This window comes from Sagittula sp., assembly GCF_052825245.1.
Map to the genome: position 1 here is coordinate 55,049 of NZ_JBRBWD010000024.1, position 22,932 is coordinate 77,980.

24 protein-coding genes are annotated in these 22,932 nt (G+C 64.8%); 16 read left to right on the plus strand and 8 right to left on the minus strand.

Annotation, left to right across the window (positions count from 1 at the left end; translation table 11 throughout):
- The first annotated feature begins 35 nt into the window (after positions 1-35).
- The gene (locus tag ACU0DV_RS08045) at positions 36-287 is read left to right on the plus strand and encodes a hypothetical protein (protein ID WP_283982563.1); all 252 of its coding nucleotides are present in this window, start codon (positions 36-38) and stop codon (positions 285-287) included.
- Between the two features lie 60 nt (positions 288-347).
- On the opposite strand, the gene yghX is transcribed toward ACU0DV_RS08045, so the two are convergent.
- Positions 348-1,253 carry a YghX family hydrolase gene (gene yghX / locus ACU0DV_RS08050; protein ID WP_446241271.1) on the minus strand — a complete coding sequence of 302 codons (906 nt, stop codon included), beginning with the start codon at positions 1,251-1,253 and terminating at the stop codon, positions 348-350.
- 101 nt (positions 1,254-1,354) lie between these two features.
- Between yghX and ACU0DV_RS08055 the strand changes: the two genes are divergently transcribed.
- From ACU0DV_RS08055 to ribD, 4 genes are all read left to right on the plus strand, one after another.
- A complete protein-coding gene (locus ACU0DV_RS08055; RefSeq protein ID WP_100927554.1) occupies positions 1,355-1,765 on the plus strand; it encodes a secondary thiamine-phosphate synthase enzyme YjbQ in 411 nt (136 codons plus the stop codon).
- A 134-nt stretch (positions 1,766-1,899) separates the two neighbouring features.
- The gene (locus tag ACU0DV_RS08060; RefSeq protein WP_446241270.1) at positions 1,900-2,637 is read left to right on the plus strand and encodes a DUF1353 domain-containing protein; all 738 of its coding nucleotides are present in this window, start codon (positions 1,900-1,902) and stop codon (positions 2,635-2,637) included.
- Between the two features lie 148 nt (positions 2,638-2,785).
- Entirely contained in the window at positions 2,786-3,262 is a 477-nt protein-coding gene (gene nrdR / locus ACU0DV_RS08065) for a transcriptional regulator NrdR (protein WP_100927552.1), read from the plus strand.
- Positions 3,259-4,362 carry a bifunctional diaminohydroxyphosphoribosylaminopyrimidine deaminase/5-amino-6-(5-phosphoribosylamino)uracil reductase RibD gene (ribD, locus tag ACU0DV_RS08070; RefSeq protein ID WP_446241269.1) on the plus strand — a complete coding sequence of 368 codons (1,104 nt, stop codon included), beginning with the start codon at positions 3,259-3,261 and terminating at the stop codon, positions 4,360-4,362. The genes nrdR and ribD overlap by 4 nt, the downstream gene beginning before the upstream one ends.
- A gap of 123 nt (positions 4,363-4,485) precedes the next feature.
- On the opposite strand, the gene ACU0DV_RS08075 is transcribed toward ribD, so the two are convergent.
- The 3 genes from ACU0DV_RS08075 to ACU0DV_RS08085 all read right to left on the minus strand — a co-directional run bounded on the left by ACU0DV_RS08075 (position 4,486) and on the right by ACU0DV_RS08085 (position 9,118).
- Positions 4,486-6,429: a capsular polysaccharide biosynthesis protein gene (locus tag ACU0DV_RS08075; protein ID WP_446241268.1), complete on the minus strand. Its 1,944-nt coding sequence runs from the start codon at positions 6,427-6,429 to the stop codon at positions 4,486-4,488.
- 91 nt (positions 6,430-6,520) lie between these two features.
- A complete protein-coding gene (locus ACU0DV_RS08080) occupies positions 6,521-7,687 on the minus strand; it encodes a polysaccharide biosynthesis/export family protein (protein WP_198521812.1) in 1,167 nt (388 codons plus the stop codon).
- 120 nt (positions 7,688-7,807) lie between these two features.
- Positions 7,808-9,118, minus strand: coding sequence for a capsule biosynthesis protein (locus tag ACU0DV_RS08085; protein WP_283982569.1), 1,311 nt, complete (start codon positions 9,116-9,118; stop codon positions 7,808-7,810).
- Between the two features lie 140 nt (positions 9,119-9,258).
- Here ACU0DV_RS08085 and ACU0DV_RS08090 point away from each other — a divergent pair, with 140 nt between their 5' ends.
- Positions 9,259-9,855 (plus strand): riboflavin synthase, encoded by a 597-nt coding sequence (locus ACU0DV_RS08090; RefSeq protein ID WP_446241267.1) that lies wholly within the window; start codon positions 9,259-9,261, stop codon positions 9,853-9,855.
- Positions 9,856-9,882: 27 nt separating this feature from the next.
- Here the strand turns inward: ACU0DV_RS08090 and ACU0DV_RS08095 are convergent, their stop codons facing one another.
- The 3 genes from ACU0DV_RS08095 to ACU0DV_RS08105 form a co-directional block, all read right to left on the minus strand.
- Positions 9,883-10,941 (minus strand): YeeE/YedE family protein, encoded by a 1,059-nt coding sequence (locus tag ACU0DV_RS08095; protein WP_446241266.1) that lies wholly within the window; start codon positions 10,939-10,941, stop codon positions 9,883-9,885.
- Between the two features lie 102 nt (positions 10,942-11,043).
- Positions 11,044-11,385, minus strand: a complete 342-nt coding sequence (locus ACU0DV_RS08100; RefSeq protein ID WP_100927546.1) for an ArsR/SmtB family transcription factor — start codon at positions 11,383-11,385, stop codon at positions 11,044-11,046.
- 22 nt (positions 11,386-11,407) lie between these two features.
- Positions 11,408-11,788 (minus strand): thioredoxin fold domain-containing protein, encoded by a 381-nt coding sequence (locus tag ACU0DV_RS08105; protein ID WP_370313680.1) that lies wholly within the window; start codon positions 11,786-11,788, stop codon positions 11,408-11,410.
- A gap of 74 nt (positions 11,789-11,862) precedes the next feature.
- Between ACU0DV_RS08105 and ACU0DV_RS08110 the strand changes: the two genes are divergently transcribed.
- From ACU0DV_RS08110 to ACU0DV_RS08155, 10 genes are all read left to right on the plus strand, one after another.
- Complete coding sequence (locus tag ACU0DV_RS08110; protein ID WP_446241264.1) at positions 11,863-12,600, plus strand: cytochrome c biogenesis CcdA family protein; 738 nt, start codon at positions 11,863-11,865, stop codon at positions 12,598-12,600.
- Between the two features lie 65 nt (positions 12,601-12,665).
- Positions 12,666-13,250, plus strand: a complete 585-nt coding sequence (locus ACU0DV_RS08115; RefSeq protein ID WP_283982573.1) for a thioredoxin family protein — start codon at positions 12,666-12,668, stop codon at positions 13,248-13,250.
- Positions 13,251-13,638: 388 nt separating this feature from the next.
- Positions 13,639-14,115, plus strand: a complete 477-nt coding sequence (gene soxX / locus ACU0DV_RS08120; protein WP_100927542.1) for a sulfur oxidation c-type cytochrome SoxX — start codon at positions 13,639-13,641, stop codon at positions 14,113-14,115.
- A 22-nt stretch (positions 14,116-14,137) separates the two neighbouring features.
- Positions 14,138-14,572, plus strand: a complete 435-nt coding sequence (gene soxY, locus ACU0DV_RS08125) for a thiosulfate oxidation carrier protein SoxY (protein ID WP_100927541.1) — start codon at positions 14,138-14,140, stop codon at positions 14,570-14,572.
- Positions 14,573-14,597: 25 nt separating this feature from the next.
- A complete protein-coding gene (gene soxZ / locus ACU0DV_RS08130) occupies positions 14,598-14,927 on the plus strand; it encodes a thiosulfate oxidation carrier complex protein SoxZ (RefSeq protein ID WP_100927540.1) in 330 nt (109 codons plus the stop codon).
- Between the two features lie 59 nt (positions 14,928-14,986).
- A complete protein-coding gene (gene soxA / locus ACU0DV_RS08135; RefSeq protein ID WP_100927539.1) occupies positions 14,987-15,838 on the plus strand; it encodes a sulfur oxidation c-type cytochrome SoxA in 852 nt (283 codons plus the stop codon).
- A 96-nt stretch (positions 15,839-15,934) separates the two neighbouring features.
- Positions 15,935-17,635, plus strand: coding sequence for a thiosulfohydrolase SoxB (gene soxB / locus ACU0DV_RS08140; RefSeq protein ID WP_446241263.1), 1,701 nt, complete (start codon positions 15,935-15,937; stop codon positions 17,633-17,635).
- 87 nt (positions 17,636-17,722) lie between these two features.
- A complete protein-coding gene (soxC, locus tag ACU0DV_RS08145; protein WP_100927537.1) occupies positions 17,723-19,000 on the plus strand; it encodes a sulfite dehydrogenase in 1,278 nt (425 codons plus the stop codon).
- Entirely contained in the window at positions 18,984-20,261 is a 1,278-nt protein-coding gene (locus ACU0DV_RS08150; RefSeq protein ID WP_446241262.1) for a c-type cytochrome, read from the plus strand. Before soxC ends, ACU0DV_RS08150 begins: the two co-directional genes overlap by 17 nt.
- A 450-nt stretch (positions 20,262-20,711) precedes the next feature.
- Positions 20,712-21,659 (plus strand): cation diffusion facilitator family transporter, encoded by a 948-nt coding sequence (locus tag ACU0DV_RS08155; RefSeq protein WP_446241261.1) that lies wholly within the window; start codon positions 20,712-20,714, stop codon positions 21,657-21,659.
- Positions 21,660-21,674: 15 nt separating this feature from the next.
- Here the strand turns inward: ACU0DV_RS08155 and ACU0DV_RS08160 are convergent, their stop codons facing one another.
- Positions 21,675-22,925 carry an FAD-binding domain-containing protein gene (locus ACU0DV_RS08160; protein ID WP_446241260.1) on the minus strand — a complete coding sequence of 417 codons (1,251 nt, stop codon included), beginning with the start codon at positions 22,923-22,925 and terminating at the stop codon, positions 21,675-21,677.
- Positions 22,926-22,932: the final 7 nt, after the last annotated feature.

The window sequence follows — 22,932 nt, forward strand, 5'->3', positions numbered from 1 at the left end:
GTCTCCTAGTTATCAACACGAAGGAGAGCAAAGAGATGAACAAGCTGCCAGTTTACCTGTTCGCCCTGACCGCAAGTGCCACGGCCGCATTCGCCGCGACCGAGTTTCTTGCACCCGTCGAGCCGGAAGTGATCGAGATCGAAGTGTCCCCCGACGAACTCGCCCGCTGCCAGGAAACGCTCGCGCAAGTGGCGCAGATGCCCATCGTGTCGGACAGCGGTCGTCCGCTTCCGGCCTCCTCAGCCGATGGTCTTCCCAGCGTGGCCTGCGTGGTCCGGGACGTCTGATTGCCCCTTTGGCGGGCGCGCCACCTCCCGGCGCGTCCGCTTTTCGCTTTCAGTACTTTTTCAGCTCAGGTGCTCGTTGAAGAAGGCGAGCGTTCTTTCCCACGCCAGTTCCGCAGCCGCCTCGTCGTAACGCGGCGTTGAATCGTTGTGGAAGCCGTGGTTGACCCCCGGATAAATGTGTGCCGTGTAGGTCTTGCCGTGCTCCTTGAGCGCCGCCTCGTACTCCGGCCAGCCTTCGTTGATGCGTTCGTCCAGCTCGGCATAGTGCAGCAGGAGCGGCGCTTCGATCTTCGGCACGTCCGCCGCACTCGCCTGACGACCGTAAAACGGCACTGATGCGTTCAGTTCGGGATAGGCAACTGCGAGGGCATTGCAGACACCGCCGCCATAGCAGAACCCCACGCAACCGACCTTTCCCGTCGTGGCCTCATGCGCGGCAAGCCATTCGTAGGCCGCGAAGAAATCGTTCATCAGCTTGCTGCTGTCGACCGTCTGCTGCAGCTCTCGCCCCTCTGCGTCATTGCCCGGATAGCCGCCGACGGAGGTCAGACCATCCGGCGCAAGCGCGATGAACCCGGCCTTTGCCAGACGGCGCGCGACGTCCTCGATATAGGGGTTCAGGCCGCGGTTCTCGTGAATGACGACGACCGCAGGCAGAGGACCTTCAGCTCCGGCCGGGGTCACGAGGTAGCCGCGCACCTCGCCGTGCCCGTTGGGGGACGGGTACATGACGTATTCCGGCAGAATGTCGGGGTCGTTGAAGCTCACTTGTTCCGCCAGCGCATAGTTCGGAGACAGCATGTTCAGCAGGGCAGCGGCTGTCAGACCGCCCACCGCGAACCGGGCCGCACCATCGAGGAATTCCCGTTTCGAGATCTTCCCGTGTGCGTAGAAGTCGTAAAGATCCAGCAGTTCCTGGTCGAAATCCTCGGCGGTCATCCGGCGTGGCGGCGTATGATCGTTCATTCATCCTCTCCCTTGTGGCACCACGTCCATTGCCGTTGCGGCGCGTTCACGTGGATGCAAGGAAGGTTAGGACGACTCGTTCAGAACCACAGAGACAATCAGTGCAGACAACCTTCACGATTTCGACAACCGGCCCCGGCCTCTACGAATTCACCCGCGACGTGACGCGTTGGGCCGGGCAGGGGGGCGATGGCCTGCTGACGCTGTTCGTCCGGCACACCTCGGCCTCCCTGCTGATCCAGGAGAATGCCGACCCGGAGGTGCAGACGGATCTGCGTGCCTTCTTTGACCGGCTCGTGCCACCCAGCACGCATCCCTCGATGGCCTACCTGACTCACACGTACGAAGGTCCCGACGACATGCCCGCGCACATCAAGGCGGCGCTGATGCCCGTGTCCCTGACGATCCCGGTCACGCAGGGGCGGCTCGCGCTGGGGACGTGGCAGGGGATCTACCTGTTCGAGCACAGATCGGCACCGCATCAACGCCAAGTGGCCGCCCACCTGGGCTGAGGGTGGCTCGTGCCCGGACCCTGTTTCAAATACGGGGCACGCGGGCGCCTTGATCGCCAAAGCCGCATCGCATCCCTCCCCGCGCTCTGCTAGCGTATCGTTCGACCCTTTTTCAGGACCAGTCACAGCCCCTCATGTCTCGCTCCCGCCGTCTTTCCCTTGCCCTCGCCACAGTGGCGGCCATCGGCATTGCCGGTGCGGTGATCGGCTTGCCGGAGATCATCGCGCGCCGGGCAGCGCAGGTCGCCCAGACCTGTCTCGACCTTGCGGATCGTGAAACACGCTGCCGTTTCATCGGCGGGCCGCTGGAGATGCAGGGGCAGCCCGTCTTCATGGAGGGGTTCAACCAAGCCTTCCTGCCCACCCGGGACGAGATCGAGTTCATCGACGCCAGCGGCGAGACATGGACCGCGCCCCGGCAGACACTGACCGACGGTGCCACGATCCCGCCGATCTTCGCGCCGCTCATCGGGGACCGGCAAAGTCGCGAATACCTCATGGCAGCGGCACTGCACGATGCCTATTGCGGTGTCGGCAACAATGCCCTGCCGACGTGGCGCACCCGCGCGTGGCAGGACGTGCACCGCATGTTCTACGAGGCGTTGCTGGTCAACGGAACACCGCCGCAGAAGGCGAAGATCATGTTCGCGGCGGTTTATCTGGGCGGTCCGCGCTGGGACGATCCTGCGCGCGATCTCTCCGAAGTGCCGGAAGAGGCGCTGCAGAAGGAAATGGCTTGGTGCCTCGAATGGATCGAACAGACCGATCCGGACGTGGAGGCCATTGCCGCATGGATGACTAAGCGGGAGGCGGATCTGAAAGCGGGAAAACAGGTCCGGCCCGCCGTTCTCGGCGCTCCCGCCAGTGAATGACGCCTTCGCGTTGCGTAAACACAGCACCATCTGGGGGGAAGATTATTTCTCTACCCAAAACTTGGGCGCCGTCCTATAGTGACTGTGGATAATTGGGGAACAACCCCATGACCGAGGCAGGAACATTGAGAAACGAGGGGACAGGCCGATGCGCTGCCCGTTTTGCGGAAATATCGACACCCAAGTGAAGGACTCCCGGCCGGCCGAAGACCACGTGTCGATCCGCCGCCGTCGCTTCTGCCCCGCCTGCGGCGGGCGTTTCACCACCTACGAGCGTGTGCAGCTGCGTGACCTCGTGGTCATCAAGTCCAACGGACGGCGCGAGGATTTCGACCGCGATAAGCTGGAACGCTCGATCCGGATCGCCCTACAGAAACGCCCGATAGAGCCTGAGCGCATCGACCAGATGATTTCCGGGATCGTGCGGCGGCTGGAAAGCATGGGCGAAACTGACATCCCTTCCAAGATGATCGGCGAGATTGTGATGGAGACGCTGGCCCGTATCGACACCGTGGCCTACGTCCGGTTTGCCAGCGTTTACAAGAACTTCCAGGCGGCGGACGACTTCGACAAGTTCGTCTCCGAGCTGCGGCCCGACCCGAACCTGCCGCCGCCAGCCAAGTGACGGCCTCCGACGCGCGCTTCATGGCCCAGGCTCTGGCCTTGGGCCGCCGCGGCATGGGCCAGACCTGGCCCAACCCTGCCGTCGGCTGCCTGATCGTGCGCAAGGGCCGCGTCGTCGGGCGGGGCTGGACCCAGCCTTCGGGCCGCCCGCACGCCGAAACGCAGGCGCTGGCCATGGCTGGGGAGGCCGCCCGCGGCGCCACGGCCTATGTCACGCTCGAACCCTGCGCTCATCACGGCAAGACACCACCCTGCACGGACGCGCTGATTGCTGCCGGTGTCGCACGGGTGGTTGCTCCGATTGCCGACAGCGACCCGAGGGTCGCCGGGCAAGGGTTTGAAAAGCTGCGGCAAAACGGTATCGAGGTACGCACCGGGGTTCTGGCTCAGGAAGCGATGCAGGACCACGCCGGTTTCTTCCTGCGGGTCGAGCAAGGGCGCCCCTGGCTGACGCTGAAACTGGCCATGAGCGTCGACGGGCGGATCGCCACGGCGACCGGCGAAAGCCAGTGGATCACCGGATCGGAGGCGCGCCATGCGGTGCATGCCCTGCGCGCCAGTCATGACGCCGTGCTGGTCGGGGGAGGGACGGCCCGCGCCGACAATCCGCGCCTCACCGTCCGGGGCTTTGACCGCAGCCGGCCTCCGGTCCGCATCGTGGCGTCGCGCCACCTCGACCTGCCGCTGCTCAGCGACCTTGCCCGCACCGCAAAGGACGTTCCCGTCTGGCTCTGCCACGGGGCGGATGCGCGCGGTGACCTGCTGACCGCCTGGCAAGGCATCGGGGCGCGCCTGCTCACCGTGCCGCTTGCGGGCGGGCGGCTGGATGCCGCGGCGTTGCTGAAGACTTTGGGGCAGGAGGGGCTGACACGGGTCTTCTGCGAGGGCGGCGGCCAGCTGGCCGCATCTCTTCTGGCGCAGGACCTCGTGGACGAACTTCACGTGTTCACCGCGGGCCTGGCGTTGGGTGCCGAAGGCCATCCGGGCATAGGCGCGCTGGGGGTCGACAGGCTCCGCGATGCGCCCCGTTTCACCCTTGTGGATGTTTGCCAGCGAGGGGGGGACGTCCAGCACGTCTGGAGGCGGGGTTCCGCGACGTAAAAGTGCTTTGTCGCCAGATGTTTATATGATCGGAAAACCTATCCGAAAGCATATCAAAATCTGTGGACAACTCTGAAAATAACTATTTCTCAGAGAGATGGACCAATTCCCTGTGAATAAAGGTTAACGCCGCCAGATCCACGTGTGGCTGGCCAGCGCGCCCTGCAGTTTCGACAGGCCGCGATTGAGCGGGCCGGGGTGTGGGATCGGGCCTTCTTTCAGCCGGTGAATGACCGTCTCGACGCTGCAGGCTTCGCGCATGTGCGGGTCGTGGTAACGCGGGTAATCGATCAATACCGCGTGGACGAGCGCTTCCAGCGAGGGTCGCGGCCCGCTCAGCCGCCGGGCGGGGATCGGGCCCAGATCGCGGGTCAGGCCCCAGCCGGCATAGAAGGGCACGCCAAGCGTCACCACCTTGAGACCGCGCAGCAGCGCCTCGAACCCGGTCTGAGAGGTCATTGTCCAGACTTCGTCAACGGCATCCAGAACCTGTGCGATATCGGCGCCGTCCAGACGCGCATCCGCCCATCGCATGGGATCCTCGACGGCGCCCTTGCGCAGCCCCGCTTCGACGTCGGGATGCGGCTTCCAGAGGATGACGGCGGACGGGTTCGCTTCGCGCGCGCGCTTCAACAATTCGGTGTTCGACTGGACCATCGGGCTGCCGCGCAGGATGGAGGCGTCGTCCTCCACCTGTCCGGGCACCAGGATGCGGTGGCCTTCCGGCAGGTCGGGCAATCCGCCCGAAAGGTTGTATTTGGACAAGCCACCCGAGACCATCGCCTGTATAAGTCTGTGGACACGTTCGATCTGGTCAGATCGCAGGCCGCCAGCGCGGCGTTGAATCATGTGTTCCAGGGCCGACGGTGTCTCCGGATCGAAGTGAATCCCGTCGGGATCGAGCACGAGGGACAGCGGCGGCACCAACGTCGCGCCTAATCCGCGCGATCTGAGAAAGCCGTCCTCCAGATGCACGCCCCGTCCGCCACCGGCATTGGCCCAGATCATCAGGCGGCGGCCGGTCTGCTGCGAAAGTTCCACAGCCTTGTCCACATCATCTTCGAACCGCAGGCGCTTCTCCTTGCCGAAGAATTTCTGCAGAAGGCCCCTTTTCCACAGCCGGGCGCTCGACACGATCCAGCCGTGGCGATCCTCGCGCCAGGCGCGCGTGCGGGCTTCGAGAGAGCCGATCACATCCTCAAGCTGACACAGCCGGTCGCGGTGTGGGTCGTACCATGTCGGGTAAAGGATCATCGCGCCTGCGAACAGTTGTGCACGGGTCAGGCGACGGTTGCGGCGAGGGAAGACTTCTTCGTCGTCAGTCAGGCCCCAACCGGCATAGAACGGTCGCCCGAAGACGCGCGGCTTGTGGCCCGCGACGATTGCTTCGAACCCCATTTGCGAGGACAGGGTATAGACCCGGACCGCGCCTTCAAGCAGAACCCACGGGCTGGCATCGCCGTCGTAGAGCGTGACAGGGCCGCCTGCGTCCTCGTCTCGGAAATGGCCGTCGCGCAGCCCCTGCGCCGTTTCCGGATGGGTTTTCACGACGATCCGGGCGCCGGGGTTTTCTTCCCGTGCGACGAACAGCATCTCGAGGAAACGGGAGCGGTCACCGCCGGAGGCGCGCACGGAGGCATCGCCAACCGTCTGATCCACAACCAGAACATAACCGGGGGCAGGGGCCTCCGCTTCCGGATCGGAGGCGCTGTACTTCGAGAGACGTCCGTCCTGCAGCCGCGCCATGGCACCCCGTGCGCGTTCCAGCAAGGCGTGGTCGTCAAGCGGCTCGGTCGCCAGCAGCCGCTCCAGATCGGACGGCGCACCGCCGTCGAAATGCACGCCACTCCGGTCGATCAGCAGGCCGAAGGGCGGCTCTCCCCGCCGACCGGGATGGAGGGAGCGCAGGAAGGCATCTTCTACCCGGACCAGCGACGCCCCCGACCTCTCGGCCATGCGTTCGCCGCGCCAGGCGTAAGGCGATTGCCCCCAGACGCCCACAAGGTCGTCGGGGCCGGGCATACCCAGCGACACCCGGTATCCTGCAAGATCCAGAATGCGACGCACTTGTTTCTGCCGCAGGAAGCCTGCAGCGAAAACGAAAAGGCGCCGGGAAGTTTCCTCCCCGGCGCGACCCTGTCCCTCGGGTAAGTTCAAGTTAGTCCCCGCTGCCACTGAGCGTGTCGGAAATATCGGTGACCGTTGCCACCGAGCTGAGCGATCCTGTCAGGGATGCGATGGTCTTGTCCCACTGCACATACGGCGCTTCGGTCACGTAGAGCGTGTCTTGGTCGCGGATGACGAAGTCGCGTGCCATGAACATGCCGTTCGGTTCGGTCAGGTCCAGCACGTAGACCATGCGCTGTGCACCGACCAGGTCTGTCCGGCCCAGGACGTGGTTGGCGATTTCCGCGGGTTCGTTGCGGAACACGAAAACGCCGGTCGGATCTGCCGTGGCCGAGATCAGGCCGCCGACGGTTGCGATGGCCTCGACGGCAGAGATGCTCTGCGCCTCGAAGGGAACGCGCGCCTGTGTGCCCGTCGCGCCAAGCGCGGTGAAGGCGCGGGTGTCCTCTTCGACCAGGATGCGGTCGCCGCCGCGCAGGGCGATGTCGAAATCGGGGTTCTTGTAGAGGTCCTGGAACCAGATCGTCTCGGTCCGGTTGCCGCGGATGATCTTGATCTGCGCGATCTCCGGCTTGATCGTGACGCCACCGGCGCGTGCGATCATCGAGGACAGCGTCCGGGTCGGACGTTCGATGGCATAGACGCCCTGACCGCTGATCGACCCCAGCAGGCTGACGGTGGATCCGTCGCCTGCCAGCCGGCGCACCTGCACCTGCGGATCGGGCGTCTGGTCTTCGAGCTTGGCGGTGATGATCTGGCGGATGCGTTCGGGCGTGTTCCCGGCGGCACGGATGCGGCCAGCGTAGGGAATGAAGATGAAACCGGAGCCGTCGACCTGCACTTCTTCGAGGATGGCCGGCCCGCTGCCGCCGGTAGCGCCGCCACCGGCGCCCAGAAGCGGATCGTCGACGTTTTCCCAGATCGTCAGGCCCAGTGTGTCCCCGGGCTGGATCGTGTCCGACCCGACGACAGAGGCATTCCGGAAGCCTTCAGAGAAGCCGAGCGCCGGAACCACGGCCGTGGCCCGCGTCACCCGGTCGTTCACCGCGACAATGAAGGAGTCACCCTCCCTCTGAACAGATCCTGCAAAGATTTCGCGTTTGTTCGGGCCAACGCGCGGAAGGCCGCAGGATGCCAGAATCGACACCGCGGCCAGCATGGCGACGCTCCTCGCCCACCGGGAGGGGGTACTTTTCACTGCTCGGTCTCCTCGACCTGAAGTCTGCCTCGGTTTTATATGGGTGACCTTTGTGGTCCCCGATTTTTCCACAGGTTAGAGGCTGCTGACGAAGAAATCCAGCTTTGCGGACCGGTCGGGTCAGTGCACCACGCGCAACTGTTGCCTTGGGGCCGCGGTTCCGCGTTCGAAGGCGTCGTAAGGATCGTCCCCGGCCAACATCATGTCGACCACTTGCCGCAGCAATTGCCGCCGCCCGCGGGCCGAATAGAAACCGCCGGGAAGTTGCGAGGTTTCAAGAAGATAGCGGCGGTAGTCCTTGTAGGCCTTGTTATCGGGCCGGGAGGGCAGGGCAAAGAACTCGGGCAGTGGCTGGGTGGAGACGAACTCCGGCTTGGCATAGACCGCATCGCCGAACACCTTGAGCGGAATGCCGCGCCACAACACCTGCTGTGCAGCCGTAGAGTTCACGGTAACGGCGGTGCGCGCATCGTTCAGCAGCTGCGCCAGCTTGCCGCCGCGCACGTAATGGACCCGGTCGCCCACGCCGTGGCGCTTCGCGGCCGCGCGGATCGCCTTGCGCACACCGGCACGGTCGTCTTCCAGCGGATGCGCCTTGAACACGAGGTGGTGGTGGCCGGGGGCGCCCGACGCGAAGCCCTCGATCACCATCCCGAGGAAATCGGGCATCGTGGTGAAGGGGGAGTGTTTCTGGAAGCTGGAGTCATGCTCCAGCTGCATCAGGCACAGGTGGTAGGGGAATCCGCCCTGTCGGATGCGCAGCGTGGCGATGACGCGGTCCGCCCAGGTGAGCGGCATCAAGGTCAGGCGCTGGAGGTAAAGCAGGAATTCCTGGAAGACCGTCAGGGAGCGGTGCGGCTGGAAGTTGCGGAAATCGCCGTTCCGGAACATCACGAACCAATGATAGAGCGCACCGTAGAAAATGTGCTGCCGCATGTCGCCCCAATGCGCCGGGGGCAGGGGGGCCTCCATGTCCGACTTCTCCAGCGCGCGGCGCATGTCCGCGACGGTCATGTCCATCAGCCGTGAGTGCCCGTTGGAGCCGCCGCGTTCATACGTCACCCAGTAGGGGCGCATGTAGCCTTCTTCGAAGACGTGCACGGTGATGCCGCGGCGGCGCGCTTCCTCCACCGCCTCGGCATGGATGCGGCGCACGTCGCCGTACAGCACGAGGTCGGTGACTCTCTTTTCGTGCAGGAGGTCGATCAGCCAGGCCCGCCACTGGTCCTGCGTGCCGCGGAAGGGCAGGAAGGTCTTCGGATGGAACCAGAAGGCCCGGTCCCCGGCGTTGAAACCGACACGCCAGACCTTCGCGCCGGTCTTGCGCAGCATCTGGGCCAGCCGGTGGAAGAATGGCCCGTGCGGTCCCTGAAGGAACAGAAAGACCCTCTGGTCGCCGCTGCCCTTGCTGATCTTCGCCATATCGCCCATGCGTGCCCTTCGAACGTCCCTGTCGCGTGCCAACCGACCTTGTGGAGACCTTCCGTATATGTGATGCCTTTGTTGCCAAACTATTCAAAGAGTTCGGCGAAATTAAGGCTTTGTAAACTCACGAATCCGGCGGAGGCAGCATGTTCACGGGGATCATCACGGATGTTGGCGAAGTGCGCGCGCTGGAGCGCCGCGGCGATCTTCGCGCACGGATCGGCACCAGGTACAAGACCGCCTCCATCGACATGGGCGCCTCGATCGCCTGCAACGGTGTCTGCCTGACGGTGATCGGGCTGGGCCCGGACTGGTTCGAGGTCGACATCAGCGCCGAGACGCTGTCGAAGACGAACATCGGCGGCAACGATGGCTGGACCGAGGGCAGCAAGATCAACCTCGAGCGCGCGCTGAAGGTCGGGGACGAACTGGGCGGGCATATCGTGTCGGGCCACGTGGACGGGGTCGCGACCGTGGTGGGCATGCAGGACGAGGGCGATAGTACGCGCGTCACCTTCGACGCGCCCGAGGCGCTGGCCCGTTTCATTGCGCCGAAAGGATCGGTGGCTCTGAACGGCACCTCCCTGACGGTGAACGAAGTGGACGGCACGACCTTCGGGATCAACTTCATCCCACACACCAAGGAAGTCACGACCTGGGGAATGACCGCCGTCGGCGACCGCATCAACCTTGAGATCGACACGCTCGCCCGGTACGTGGCGCGGCTACGGGATTTCGACTGACCTGTCGTTGCCATCCCGCCGGACAAGTCATTCGGCGGGCTGGAACCCTACGATAAGCTGGCGCAGCCCGAAGGCGGCACCCGCAAAGATCGACGCGAAGGTGACCGGCGCCGAGAAGGCGAGAACGGAGAAGGCCGACAGCCCCTGACCGATGGAACAGCCGAGCGCCACGACGGCGCCGCCGCCCATCAGCGCCGCCCCGAAGATCTGGCGGCGCAGTTCCCGCGGATCCTCGCAGGCTTCCCAGCGGAAATGCCCCTTGATCAGCGACCCGATGAAGGCGCCCGCCCAGACCCCGGCGACCGATCCCACCGCGAACGACAGGGGCCGGGCAGAGCCGGTCATCCACCACAGGATCGTGTCGCCCAGCGGGGCCGCGAAGCTGTGGGAGACGACGGGCAGCGCCTCGAACCCGCGGTGCGCCACCCAGGACGTTCCGGCCCAGGCCAGGATGACCGCGAGCCCTACCGCCGCGGACCACAGGACGCGAGACGGTTTCTGCCACACTGCGCGGGCCGCGCCCGAGCCGATCATGATCAGCGCGCCGATCGTCATGCCGATGACCGGCACCGACAGGCCGGACATGGCGGCAAGCTGATGTGCGATGCCCGGCGGGACCTCGGTGGTGACGGGCACCTGGGGGAACAGCATGCCGCGCAAGGGCGCGAGCGGGCCGGACAGCACGACGAAGGTGCTGACGCCCATGACCAGCACGATGACGAAGCTGCGCAGGTCGCCGCCGCCCAGCCGGGCGATGGCGCCGTAACCGCAATTGCCCGACAGCGCCATGCCGTAGCCGAAGACCAAGCCGCCCACGATAGAGGCGAGCGGCATCCAGCGGATCGACAGGTAATAGGTTTCGCTCTCGACCAGCAGGCCCGAGGCCATGAGGGCGAAGCTGCCCATGATCGCAAGGCCTATGGCGATGCCCCACATGCGCAGGCGCACGGTCGAGCCGCCATACAGGGCGTCCTCGATGGCGCCGAGCGTGCAGAAGCGTCCAAGCCGGGCTGCAAGGCCCAGCAGAATGCCGCTGCCAAGCCCGATCAGAGCGACCAACTGGTGCTCGCCCAAAAGTTCCAACATGCCAGAGTCCTCCTCCCGACCTGACGTGATCATCCGACTATGCGGACCCGCCTGCGCCCTCGCAAGAAAATGCCACGCGGCGGCGCGGCATCGGTCGGGCCGTCAGTCTGCGTCGTCGCCGCAGAACAACTCGTAGACCGTTTCAAGCATCTTGCGCGGCTTGTCGTCCGCCAGCCGGTAGTAGATCGCCTTGCCGTCGCGGCGCGGAACCACGAGCCCCTCAAGACGCAGCCGCGACAGTTGCTGGCTGACCGCTGCCTGCCGTGCGGACAGCAGTTCCTCCAGTTCCGTCACCGACTTCTCGCCGGAGACGAGGTGACACAGGATCATCAGCCGGCCCTCGTGGCTGATGGCCTTCAGAAAGGCAGACGCGGCGTTTGCCTTCTCGACGATGGCGTCGAGTTCGCTGTCACTCAGGTCGTCTCGTAATACAGGTAGTCCCATGCCTGTTCCTGACTCTTTCTGGTCAATTAGTAGGTTGCGTAAACTCGGTGTGCGACTCAAGCAGCTGCGCAAGCACGGGCCAGAAAAAATCCTGCCCGACGTAGCCTTCGAGCCGGGCAATCTCGGCCCCGTCCTCGACGAGGATGAAGGTCGGCGTGAAGTTCACGCGCCGTTCGTAGGTGACGCCCTCGGGCGGTCCTTCGCGCAGGTCGGCGCGCACCAGTGGCGCAAATTGTCCTTCTGCCGTATTGGGATAGGCCGGTGCGATCTCGTCGTCCCAGGCGGCGCAATAGGCGCAGCCCGGCTGCTCGACCATGACGAGCCTGTAGTCTTCGGCAAACGCCGCGCCGCCCGAAAGCGGCACGGCGACACAGGCTGCCATGAAAAGGTGACGAAAGGACATGATCCACCGATTGACGAACTCTTTACGGACAACGTAATCTGAATATGTGAATTTTTCAAGGAAAGGTGTGGGTTGTGCTTGATATCAGCTTTGCCGGTGCAGCGCTTGCCGGGCTTTTGAGCTTTTTTACGCCCTGCATCCTTCCGATGGTGCCTTTCTACCTGTGCTACATGGCGGGAATCAGCATGGCTGAACTTCGCGCCGACGCCGGCATTCCGCCGGGCGCGCAAAAGCGCCTGATCGTGTCCGCCGTGTTCTTCGCGGCGGGCGTCACGACGATCTTCGTGCTGTTGGGCATGGGCGCTACGGCGGTCGGTCAGGCTTTCGCCGACTGGAGGCAGCCGCTGTCCTATGTGGCCGCCGCGATCCTGTTCGTCTTCGGCCTGCATTTCCTCGGCGTGATCCGGATCGGCCTGCTGTACCGGGAGGCCCGGGTCGAAAGCACCGCGGAACCCACGACGCTAATGGGGGCGTATGTGATGGGGCTGGCCTTCGGCTTCGGCTGGACACCCTGCGTCGGGCCTGCGCTGGCCTCGATCCTGATGATCGCCTCAGGAATGGGGGACATCTGGCGCGGCGGGCTCTTGCTGCTGGTCTACGGCATCGGCATGACCGCGCCTTTCGTGATCGCTGCGCTGTTCTCGGGCCCGTTCCTGAAGTGGACCGCCCGCCACCGCAGCAAGCTGCAATATGTCGAGAAGGTGATGGGTGTCATGCTGATCCTGTTTGCCATTCTCATCGCGACCGATACGGTGAACCTGATCGCTCAGTGGATGATCGAGACATTCCCGGGCTGGACGTCGCTGAGCTGAACCTTGTGTCGAATGCGCCTGTTGCGGGCCTCGACCCGCGGGCGCGCTGTCTGGGAGGACGTGAAATGAAAGCATGGATCGGTGCGGCGCTTGGCATCGCGCTGGCTCTGCCGGCGCTGGCGCAGGAGGTGGGCGACGACGGGCTGCACAAGCAGCCGTGGATGCGCGACACCTTCAAGGACCTGCGGGACGACCTGGCCGAGGCCAATGACGAGGGCAAGCGCCTCGTCATCTTCTTCGAGCAGCGCGGCTGCATCTATTGCCAGAAGATGCACGAGGAGGTGTTCTCGGACCCTGAGGTGTCGGAGTACATCGACGACAATTACTTCGTCGTTCAGATGAACCTGCATGGCGATACCGAAGTGACCGACCTCGACGGCGAGGCGCTCTCCGAGAAGCAGATGGCCCGGAAGTGGCGCGTGCTGTTCACGCCGAACATCGTCTTTTTGCCGGAAGAGGTCCCCGAGGGCCAGTCCGCCATCGACGCCGCCGTGGCCGTCATGCCGGGCGCCTTCGGCAAGGGCACGTCGATAGACATGTTCACCTGGGTGGCCGAGAAGCGCTACGAGATGGAGGCCGAGACGGGCGAGGACTTCCAGCGCTACCACGCGCGCCGGATCCAGGAACGCGCGAACGGCATGACCGACTGAAGTCGGGGTTTGCCGCCGCGCATCGACCGGGCGAATCGTTTGCGCCTTCGGGCAACATTCTTTCGTCATGAAGGTACGCGGTACCGCACAAACGGGCCGTCGGATGGCCCCAGGGTTGAGCAATCCGGGTCATTCGACGGGCGTGGCTGCATTGAATTTACCCGGCGTGGGCGCCCCGGAAATCGCCGCTCCACAGGTTGAATGGCCGAAAGTCCTTACTTATCAAGGAATTGAACCGCCACCGCGCGGAATGCCCCCACTGTCAAGGACTGCATTAATTCATAAGTGTGAATTTGTTGTTGCGTGGTGTGGGGCCGGTGGCCTACGGTATACACCAGCCAATACGAGGTAGAGCCCTTGTACGGGCTCGAAAGCCTAGGGAGGGAACATGAGGCTTACAGCAATCACGGCAGCCGCGGTGCTGGTGGCGGGGACCGCTTTCGCGGACACCGTGGCCCCCGACAGCGTGACCTACGACGAATACGGTGCCGTGGAGGCATCCCTGACCGGAACGCCGGGTGACGCGGCGAAGGGCCGGGAACTGATGATCAACCGTGGCAAGGGCAACTGCGTCGCCTGCCACGCGGTGACGGCGCTTGAGGATGCGCCGTTCCATGGCGAAGTCGGCCCGCCGCTGAACGGCGTTGGCGGCTACCGCACCGAAGCGGAGCTGCGCGGCATCGTCGCCAACCCGAAGATGACGTTCGAAGGCACGGTCATGCCGGCCTTCTACAAGACCAGTGGCTTCACCCGTCCGGGTGACGGTTACACCGGTAAGGCCGCGCAGGGCGAGATCGAACCGATCCTCTCGGCGCAGGAAATCGAGGACGTGGTCGCCTTCCTGATGACGCTTCAGGACAGCTGACCTCGAGTATAGGAGAAATCACATGGACTTCACGCGACGTGAAACCCTGGCGCTGAGCGCCGGTGCCGCCGCGGCAGCCCTGCTGCCCGTCAGCGCCTTTGCTCAGGCCGCCGCCGATGCCGAGATGGTCGGCTCCGCGGAAGAATTCCTTGCCGGCGCAACCGCCGCCGAGGGCGAGCTGAACCTGACCGCCCCCGAGATCGCCGAGAACGGCAACACCGTTCCGGTCTCTATCGACGCGCCCGGTGCCGTCGAGGTGCGGATCTTCGCCATGGGCAACCCGACCCCGGGTGTCGCCGCCTTCCGTTTCGGCCCGCTGGCCGGGTCCCGCGTCGCGTCGACCCGTATCCGCCTGGCCGGCACGCAGGACGTGACCGCGATCGCCAAGATGGAAGACGGCTCCTTCCAGACGGCCTCTAAGACCGTGAAGGTCACCATCGGCGGCTGCGGCGGCTAACCCCTTTTTTTCAGGAGACAGACAAATGGCAGACGGTGTTAAACCCCGCGTCAAAGTCCCGAGCAGCGCGTCCGAGGGTGAAGTTATCACCATCAAGACGCTGATCTCGCACCCGATGGAATCGGGCCAGCGCAAGGACGGCGACGGCAACCCCATCCCGCGCTCGATCATCTGGCGCTTTACCTGTGACTTCGGAGACCAGAACGTGATCGACGTCGTTCTGGCGCCGGCGATCTCGACCAACCCCTACTTCGAATTCGATGCGACCGTTCCGGCGGCGGGCGAGTTCAAGTTCACCTGGTACGATGACGACGGCTCCGTCTACGAAGAGTCCAAGAAGATCGCCATCGGCTGATCCACGGCCCTGCCCTGTGACATGTCACGGGGCAGGGGTGTCAACAGGGAGGGAACGTGATGAAATTCAAGGCATTGACGGCCGTGGCCGCACTGCTGATCGCTCCGGCGGCCTTCGCGGGCGGCGCGGATGACGATACCCTCACCATCAACGGTGAGCTCGAGATGACGACCAAGGCGCCAGCCCCGGAGCATCTCGAAGAAGTCTTCGACGAGGTGATCTCGGGCTGGCACTTCCGTTCGGACGAGACCCAGCAACTCGAAACCGACGACTTCGACAACCCGGGCATGATCTTCGTCGATCAGGCCACCGACATGTGGAACACCGCCGAAGGGTCCGAGGGCAAGTCCTGCGCGGACTGCCACGGCGATCCGGCGGAAAGCATGGCGATGGTCGGGCCGACCTATCCGAAGTTCAACGAGGAAGCCGGCGAACTGCGCACCATCCAGATGCAGGTGAACGACTGCCGGGTGAACCGCATGGGCGCCGAGGCGTGGAAGTACGACTCGGGCGATGCCGTCTCCATGGAGGCGCTGATCACCTCCGTCGGTCGTGGCACGCCCGTGCAGGTCGCCATCGACGGTCCGGCCGCCGAGTACTGGGAGAAGGGCAAGGAGCTCTACTACACCCGGACCGGCATCCTGGACCTGTCCTGCGCGTCCTGCCACGAAGAGAACTACGGCAACTACATCCGCGCCGACCACCTGAGCCAGGGCCAGGTCAACGGTTTCCCGACGTACCGTCTGAAGAACGCCAAGCTGAACGGCATTCACAACCGTTTCAAGGGCTGCATCCGCGACACCCGCGCCGAAACCTACAGCGAAGGTTCGCCGGAATTCATCGCGCTGGAGCTTTACGTCAAATCGCGCGGCAACGGTCTTTCCGTCGAAGGGCCGGCCGTCCGCAACTGATGACCCTGACCCCGTGCGTCGGTCGACGCGCGGGGTTTCCCTTGATAAACCTATTCACACATGCGCATGTGTGTCATGAGAGAAAGACCCTCCCCCATGATCTCAAGACGCGATTTCCTGCAAGTGTCCATGGCGGCTTCGGCTCTGGTCGGCGCCTCCGGCTTCGGCAACTGGTCCCGGCTGGCCGCACAGCAGATCCTCACCCAGGATCAGCTTCTGCAATTCGACACCTTCGGCAACGTCAGCCTGATCCACGTCACCGACATCCATGCGCAGTTGAAGCCGATCTATTTCCGTGAACCCTCCATCAACATCGGCGTCGGTCCGAACCGCGGGGAGGTGCCCCACGTCACCGGCGCCGATTTCCGCAAGCTCTATGGCATCGAAGACGGCTCTCCCTCCCATTACGCGCTGTCGTCCGGTGACTTCTCTGCGCTTGCGCAGGCTTATGGCAAGGTCGGCGGTCTCGACCGCGTCGCCACGGTGGTGAACTCGATCCGCGCGGCGCGTCCGGATGCGCTGCTGCTGGACGGCGGCGACACCTGGCACGGTTCCTACACCTGCTACCAAACCGAGGGGCAGGACATGGTCAACGTCATGAACGGGCTGAAGCCCGACGCCATGACCTTCCACTGGGAATTCACGCTGGGCTCCGAGCGCGTTCAGGAGCTGGTGGAAAGCCTGCCCTTCGCGGCGCTCGGCCAGAACATCTTCGACGCCGAATGGGACGAACCGCTGCCGGATCTTTTCCCGCCCTACAAGTTCTTCGAGCGGGGCGGCGTGAAGATCGCCGTCATCGGTCAGGCCTTCCCCTACATGCCCATCGCCAACCCGCGCTGGATGTTCCCGGAGTTCTCCTTCGGCATCCGCGACGAGAACATGCAGGCCATGGTGGACGAGGTGCGCGCACAGGGCGCCGAGCTGGTGGTCTGCCTGTCGCACAACGGCTTCGACGTGGACAAGAAGATGGCCTCCATTGTCACCGGCATCGACGTGATCCTGTCCGGCCACACACATGACGCGCTGCCGGAACCGGTGCTGGTGGGCGAGACGATCATCATCGCCTCCGGCTCCAACGGCAAGTTCGTCTCCCGCGTCGACCTCGACGTGCGCGACGGCCGGATGATGGGCTTCCGTCACAAGCTGATCCCGATCTTCTCGGACGTGATCGAACCCGATGCCGAGATGGCGGCCCTGATCGACGAGCAGCGCGCGCCCTTCAAGGCAGAACTGGAAGAGGTCATCGGCACCACCGACGAACTTCTCTATCGCCGCGGCAACTTCAACGGCACCTGGGACGACCTGATCTGCAACGCGCTTATTTCCGAGCGCGAGGCCGACATCGCCATGTCGCCGGGCGTCCGCTGGGGACCGTCGCTGATCCCGGGCGACAACATCACGCGCGAGGACATCTGGAACGTCACCTCGATGAACTACGGGGAGGCGTACCGCTCCGAGATGACCGGCGAGTTCATCAAGGTGATCCTCGAGGACGTGGCCGACAACATCTTCAACCCGGACCCGTATTACCAGCAGGGCGGCGACATGGTGCGGATCGGTGGCCTGGCCTACCGGATCGACATCGCCAAACCGCAGGGCGAGCGCATCTCCGAGATGATGCTGATGAAGACCGGCGAAGCCATCGACCCGGCCAAGACCTACATCGTCGCCGGCTGGGCCTCGGTCAACGAGGGCACGGAGGGGCCGCAGATCTGGGACGTGGTCGAAAGCCACATCCGCAAGCAGGGCACCATCAAGCTCGATCCCAACAACAGCGTCGAGGTCATCGGCGCCTGACATCCCCTTCGGCGGGCCTGCGTGCCCGCCGATTTTCCTCCCAATTCATTCACATAGATGAATGACATGATCCGTAAGGAGTATGCCATGAGCAAGGAAAAGACCGCGCCGTCGCGCCGGCAGTTCCTGACCAGCGCCGCGGCGCTGGGGGCAGGGGCCGTGGTCGCAACGGCTGCAAAGGCGGCGGACCCCGATCCGCTGATCACAGAGGTGCAGGACTGGGCGACCGGCCTTGGCGACGGTGTCGATGCCACGCCCTACGGTCTGCCGATCCGGTTCGAGAATGATGTCATCCGCCGCAACGTGGAATGGCTGACCGCCGACACGATCTCCTCGATCAACTTCACGCCGATCCATGCGCTCGACGGCACGATCACCCCTGCGGGCTGCGCCTTCGAACGGCACCACTCCGGCGCGATCGAGCTGGCGAAGGACGACTACCGCCTGATGATCAATGGCCTCGTCGACAAGCCCTTGGTCTTCACCTACGACGATCTCGAACGCTTCCCGCGCGAGAACCACGTCTATTTCTGCGAATGCGCCGCGAACACCGGCATGGAATGGGCGGGCGCGCAGTTGAACGGCGCGCAGTTCACCCACGGCATGATCCACAACATGGAATATTCCGGCGTCCCGCTGCGCACGCTGCTGGCCGAGGCCGGCCTCGACGCGGCAGGCGACTTCAAGGACAAGTGGGTCTACGTCGAAGGTGCCGACGCTTCCTCCAACGGCCGCTCCATCCCGATGGAAAAGGCGATGGACGACGTGCTGGTGGCCTTCAAGGCCAACGGTGAGGCGCTCCGCAAGGAACACGGCTACCCTGCGCGCCTCGTCGTTCCCGGCTGGGAAGGCAACATGTGGGTCAAATGGCTCCGCCGGATCGAGGTCATGGACGCCCCCGTCGAAAGCCGCGAGGAGACCTCCAAGTACACGGACACGCTGGCGGACGGCACCTCGCGCAAGTGGACCTGGGTCATGGACGCCAAGTCCGTCGTGACCTCGCCCAGCCCGCAGGCGCCGATCAAGCACGGCCATGGCCCGGTGGTCATCACAGGCATGGCATGGTCCGGCCATGGCAAGATCTCCCGCGTCGATGTTTCGAAGGACGGCGGCATGACGTGGGAAACCGCGCGTCTGGCCAACCCCGGCGACGACAAGGCGCTGGTGCGCTTCTACCTCGACACTACCTGGAACGGGGAGGAGTGGCTGCTCCAGTCCCGCGCCATCGATGAGACGGGCTACGTGCAGCCGACCAAGGCGCAACTGCGCGAGGTGCGCGGCCTGAACTCGATCTACCACAACAACTGTATCCAGACCTGGCACGTGAAAGCCAACGGGGAGGCGGAAAATGTCGAAGTCTCTTAAACTCTATGGCGGCACTGCTGTCGGTCTCGTGGTGATGCTGACGGCGGCCTACAACTTCGCCGACCGCAACGTCGCACCGCAGCCGAAGAACCCGCCGATGCTGGCGGCGCTGCCCGCCCCGATCCCCGAGCCCGAGGCCCCGGCACAGCAGGCAGAGGCCGCCCCGGCAGACGGTCTGTTCGTGGCCAGCGCGCAGGCGGACGAGGCGCGCACCGGCACCCGTTTCGGTCTGGGCCGCGAAGCCCTGCCCGAAGAGGTCGCCGCGTGGAACGTCGACGTGCACCCCGACGGCTCCGACCTGCCGGACGGGTCGGGCAATGCCTCCGACGGCGAGCCTCTGTTCGAGGACAACTGCGCGGTCTGCCACGGCTCCTTCGCGGAAGGTGTCGGCAACTGGCCCAAGCTGGCGGGCGGGGACGGCACGCTGGCGGACGACGATCCGCTGAAGACCGTGGGCTCCTACTGGCCGTACCTTTCGACCGTCTGGGACTACGTCCATCGCTCCATGCCCTTCGGCAACGCGCAGTCGCTGTCGGATGACGAGGTCTATGCCATCGTGGCCTATATCCTCTACTCCAACGACATCATCGACGACGAGTTCGAGCTGTCGCGCGAGACATGGGGCGAGGTCGAGATGCCCAACGCCGACGGCTTCATCGTCGATGACCGGGCAGAGACCGAGTACAGCCAGTGGCGGACCGAGCCCTGCATGGAAAACTGCAAGGACAGCCCGGTGGAGATCACCATGCGCGCCACGGTTCTCGACGTGACGCCCGACCAGGGCGGCGACGAGGCGTCGGAGGAGATGAACAACTCCAACGCCGCCGCCACAGCCCAGCCGGAGGCAGACACCGCGTCCGTGCCCGAAGAGACCGAGGCGCCCGCCGAAGAGGCAGTTGTCGAGGAAGCTGCGGCCGAGGGTGACGCGCCTGCAGAAGACGCGGCGCTCGATCCCGAACTGGTCGCCGCGGGCGAGCGGGTCTTCAAGAAGTGCCAGGCCTGCCACCAGGTCGGCGAGGGCGCCCAGAACAAGACCGGCCCTGTCCTGAACGGCGTGGTCGACCGCGACATCGCTTCTGTCGACGGCTTCAGCTACTCCGGGGCAATGGACGGCATGGACGGCGTCTGGGACAACGAGGCGCTGCACGCCTTCCTCGCCAAGCCGCGCGACTACGTCAAAGGCACCAAGATGGCCTTTGCCGGTCTGCGCAAGGCCGAGGAAATCGACGCGGTGATCGAGTACCTCAAGGCGCATCCGTAAGCCGCCGGGAGAAACGAATTGGCTGTAGATGACAGCCTTCTGGTGTCTGGCCCCCATGCGGGGCCAGCCCTTTTTTCTTATGGCAGAGTCTGACCGCAACGGCGTCAAACGACAAATTCCACCGCCGTGCAGCCAATAATCTCAATATTCCAAAGTCTTGCCCGCCCGGATCGCGGTGGCCCACTGAGACGAAAAGCAGGATTTCGACGCCAACGTATGCGCCCCAATCTTGCCAGTGTCTCAGGACAGTCCTGCCGGACAAGGCGTGAAAATGGGCACCAAGACCTCTGCACGCCTGCCTTAAACTCCCAGTATGTCCGGGATCTCGGACCCGGCGCCGCGCTCCGAAACGCCCACATCCGGACGACACCGTTCACGTTTTCCTGGCCCCACCCTCCAATCCGTCAGCCTCCCCTTGACCTCGGCGCCACGCGGGCGCCATCTGCGGCCATGCCACACGATCACGCGCACCACGACCATGAACACGGTCACGGCCATCACCACCACATCACGCCGGAGCAGTTGACCGGGGATCGTCGCATGGCGGCGGCGGTCGGGGTCAACGTGCTCCTGACCTTCGCGCAGATCGTCGGGGGGCTGGTGTCCGGTTCGCTGGCGATGATCGCCGATGCACTGCACAACTTCTCTGACGCGGCGAGCCTCCTGATCGCCGTCTGGGCGCGCCGGATCGCCCGGCGTCCTGCCGACGACGACATGACCTTCGGCTACGGCCGGGCAGAGGTCGTCGCGGCGCTCATCAACCTGACGACGCTGATCGTGATCGGCCTCTACCTGCTTTACGAGGCCGTCCTGCGCTTCTTCAATCCAGAGCCGGTGACCGGCTGGCTGGTTGTCGTCATCGCGGGGGTGGCGCTGGTCGTGGACCTCGTGACCGCTTGGCTGACCTTCAAGATGGCGCAGGACAGCGTCAACATCAGGGCCGCCTTCCTGCACAACCTCGCAGACGCGCTGGGGTCGGTGGCGGTGATCCTTGCAGGTACGCTGATCCTGCTCTTCGGCTGGACCTGGGTGGACCCGCTGGTGACGCTGGGGATTGCCGCCTACATCCTGTGGCTCGCGGCCAGCGAGATCGGTGGCGTGATCCGCATCCTGATGATGGGCACGCCACCCCGCATGGCGCCCGAAGACGTCCTGAAAAGCGCCGAGGGGATCGTCGGCGTGACGGAGGTCCACGGCGCGCACCTCTGGCAGATCGACGAGAAGCAGACAGCCCTGATGGCCCATGTCGTCATCGAAAGGGGCGCATGGTCCCGGGCGGATGCCATCAAGGCGCAGGTCAAGGACGCGCTGCGCCGCGACCACGGGCTTGTGCACGTGACGCTGGAGATGGAGTGCGCGGCGCATGTCTGTGTCGATCCGCGCCGGATCGGCATGTGAAGCAACCCGGGGCGGTCAGACGACCTCGATCCCCCGCGTGGCCGCCAGAAGCGCGGAGATGTGCTTGCGGAACTTGAAGAAACCGGCGGTCGCATGGGGCCAGGCCCGCGCATCGTAAGGCCTGAGCGCGCGTTCGGCGGGCACTTCGGCCAGCGCCTCCGCCACCGGCCCGACGGGCGCATGGGGTGTCACCGCCCGCGCCGCGCCCAGATCGGCGACGGCGGTCTTCAAAGCACCGGCATCCGCACAGGGCACGACGCGGCCAAGGCGGGACGACAGGCGCCCGCACGTCGAGTCCAGTGCTGCGCGGCGGAAGTCCTGAACCCGGTCCGACATCCTCAGCGGTGTCGCGTCCTCCGGCGGGGCAAGGACAAAGGTCACGAGCGGCGTCAGACCGTCGTCCAGCAGCCAGTCCGGCGACAGGTCGTCGATGTGCAGGATCAGCGCGGAGTAGTCCCGCAGGTCGATCCGTGATCTCTCCGGTGCCGCAATGGGATCAGGGTGGAGCTGGCCGTCGAGCGATGCCGCATCCTCGTTCAATTCGCCGGGTGCGGGGCGGAAGCGTCCGCCGGTGTATTCGGCGATGTTCTCCGCCGTGGCGACGTAGTGCTTGCCGCGCGTCTGCAGCCCGGCCACCCAGCGCCATGACAGGGTGTTGGAGGCCGGATCGCCGTCCAGCAGGTGGCGCAGGAAGAAATCGGCGCCGAGCTCCCACGGCAGGCCGAGCGTGAAGATCCAGATCGACGCGAACCACATGCGGGCGTGGTTGTGCAGATAGCCCGTCTCCGCCAGTTCCCGCGCCCAGGCGTCGAAGCAGTCGATCCCTGTCTCGCCCGCGCAGGCATCCTCCCACCGTCCGCGCAGACCTGATTGCGTCTGCACGTCGTTCCACCGCCGCCTCAGACCGGCGCGATAGGCAGTCCAGACGGACGGACGCATTTCAAGCCAGCCTTTCCAATAGGTGCGCCAGAACACTTCCGTCACGAACCTCGACGCCGCATCGGGCGTGTGCCTGTCCAGCACGGCGCGCAGCACGTCCTCCTCCGTGATCAGCCGGTGGCGCAGGTAGGGCGAAAGCTGCGACACGGCGTCTCGCCGTCCGGGGCCATGGTCGAAGTTGCGGCCCTCGGCATAGGTCCGGCCGGCCCGCGGCACGAATTCCGACAGCGCGGCAAGGGCCGCCTCACGCGAGGGATGGAAGGTATGATCGGTCACGGGCGGAAGGGTAGGGGGCGGCGACCGCGCTTCAAGCGTGATGCCATACATACCCGCC

What these genes read in the sequence shown, in the direction of transcription:
- soxA (WP_100927539.1), top strand. Translation starts at nt 14,987, where the DNA reads ATGAAATTCAAGGCATTGACGGCCGTGGCCGCACTGCTGATCGCTCCG.
- ACU0DV_RS08160 (WP_446241260.1), bottom strand. Translation starts at nt 22,925, where the DNA reads ATGTATGGCATCACGCTTGAAGCGCGGTCGCCGCCCCCTACCCTTCCG.
- soxB (WP_446241263.1), top strand. Translation starts at nt 15,935, where the DNA reads ATGATCTCAAGACGCGATTTCCTGCAAGTGTCCATGGCGGCTTCGGCT.
- ACU0DV_RS08085 (WP_283982569.1), bottom strand. Translation starts at nt 9,118, where the DNA reads ATGGGCGATATGGCGAAGATCAGCAAGGGCAGCGGCGACCAGAGGGTC.
- ACU0DV_RS08115 (WP_283982573.1), top strand. Translation starts at nt 12,666, where the DNA reads ATGAAAGCATGGATCGGTGCGGCGCTTGGCATCGCGCTGGCTCTGCCG.
- ACU0DV_RS08100 (WP_100927546.1), bottom strand. Translation starts at nt 11,385, where the DNA reads ATGGGACTACCTGTATTACGAGACGACCTGAGTGACAGCGAACTCGAC.
- ACU0DV_RS08045 (WP_283982563.1), top strand. Translation starts at nt 36, where the DNA reads ATGAACAAGCTGCCAGTTTACCTGTTCGCCCTGACCGCAAGTGCCACG.
- ACU0DV_RS08060 (WP_446241270.1), top strand. Translation starts at nt 1,900, where the DNA reads ATGTCTCGCTCCCGCCGTCTTTCCCTTGCCCTCGCCACAGTGGCGGCC.
- ACU0DV_RS08155 (WP_446241261.1), top strand. Translation starts at nt 20,712, where the DNA reads ATGCCACACGATCACGCGCACCACGACCATGAACACGGTCACGGCCAT.
- ACU0DV_RS08105 (WP_370313680.1), bottom strand. Translation starts at nt 11,788, where the DNA reads ATGTCCTTTCGTCACCTTTTCATGGCAGCCTGTGTCGCCGTGCCGCTT.
- yghX (WP_446241271.1), bottom strand. Translation starts at nt 1,253, where the DNA reads ATGAACGATCATACGCCGCCACGCCGGATGACCGCCGAGGATTTCGAC.
- ACU0DV_RS08095 (WP_446241266.1), bottom strand. Translation starts at nt 10,941, where the DNA reads ATGTTGGAACTTTTGGGCGAGCACCAGTTGGTCGCTCTGATCGGGCTT.
- ACU0DV_RS08090 (WP_446241267.1), top strand. Translation starts at nt 9,259, where the DNA reads ATGTTCACGGGGATCATCACGGATGTTGGCGAAGTGCGCGCGCTGGAG.
- soxX (WP_100927542.1), top strand. Translation starts at nt 13,639, where the DNA reads ATGAGGCTTACAGCAATCACGGCAGCCGCGGTGCTGGTGGCGGGGACC.
- soxC (WP_100927537.1), top strand. Translation starts at nt 17,723, where the DNA reads ATGAGCAAGGAAAAGACCGCGCCGTCGCGCCGGCAGTTCCTGACCAGC.
- ACU0DV_RS08150 (WP_446241262.1), top strand. Translation starts at nt 18,984, where the DNA reads ATGTCGAAGTCTCTTAAACTCTATGGCGGCACTGCTGTCGGTCTCGTG.
- soxY (WP_100927541.1), top strand. Translation starts at nt 14,138, where the DNA reads ATGGACTTCACGCGACGTGAAACCCTGGCGCTGAGCGCCGGTGCCGCC.
- soxZ (WP_100927540.1), top strand. Translation starts at nt 14,598, where the DNA reads ATGGCAGACGGTGTTAAACCCCGCGTCAAAGTCCCGAGCAGCGCGTCC.
- nrdR (WP_100927552.1), top strand. Translation starts at nt 2,786, where the DNA reads ATGCGCTGCCCGTTTTGCGGAAATATCGACACCCAAGTGAAGGACTCC.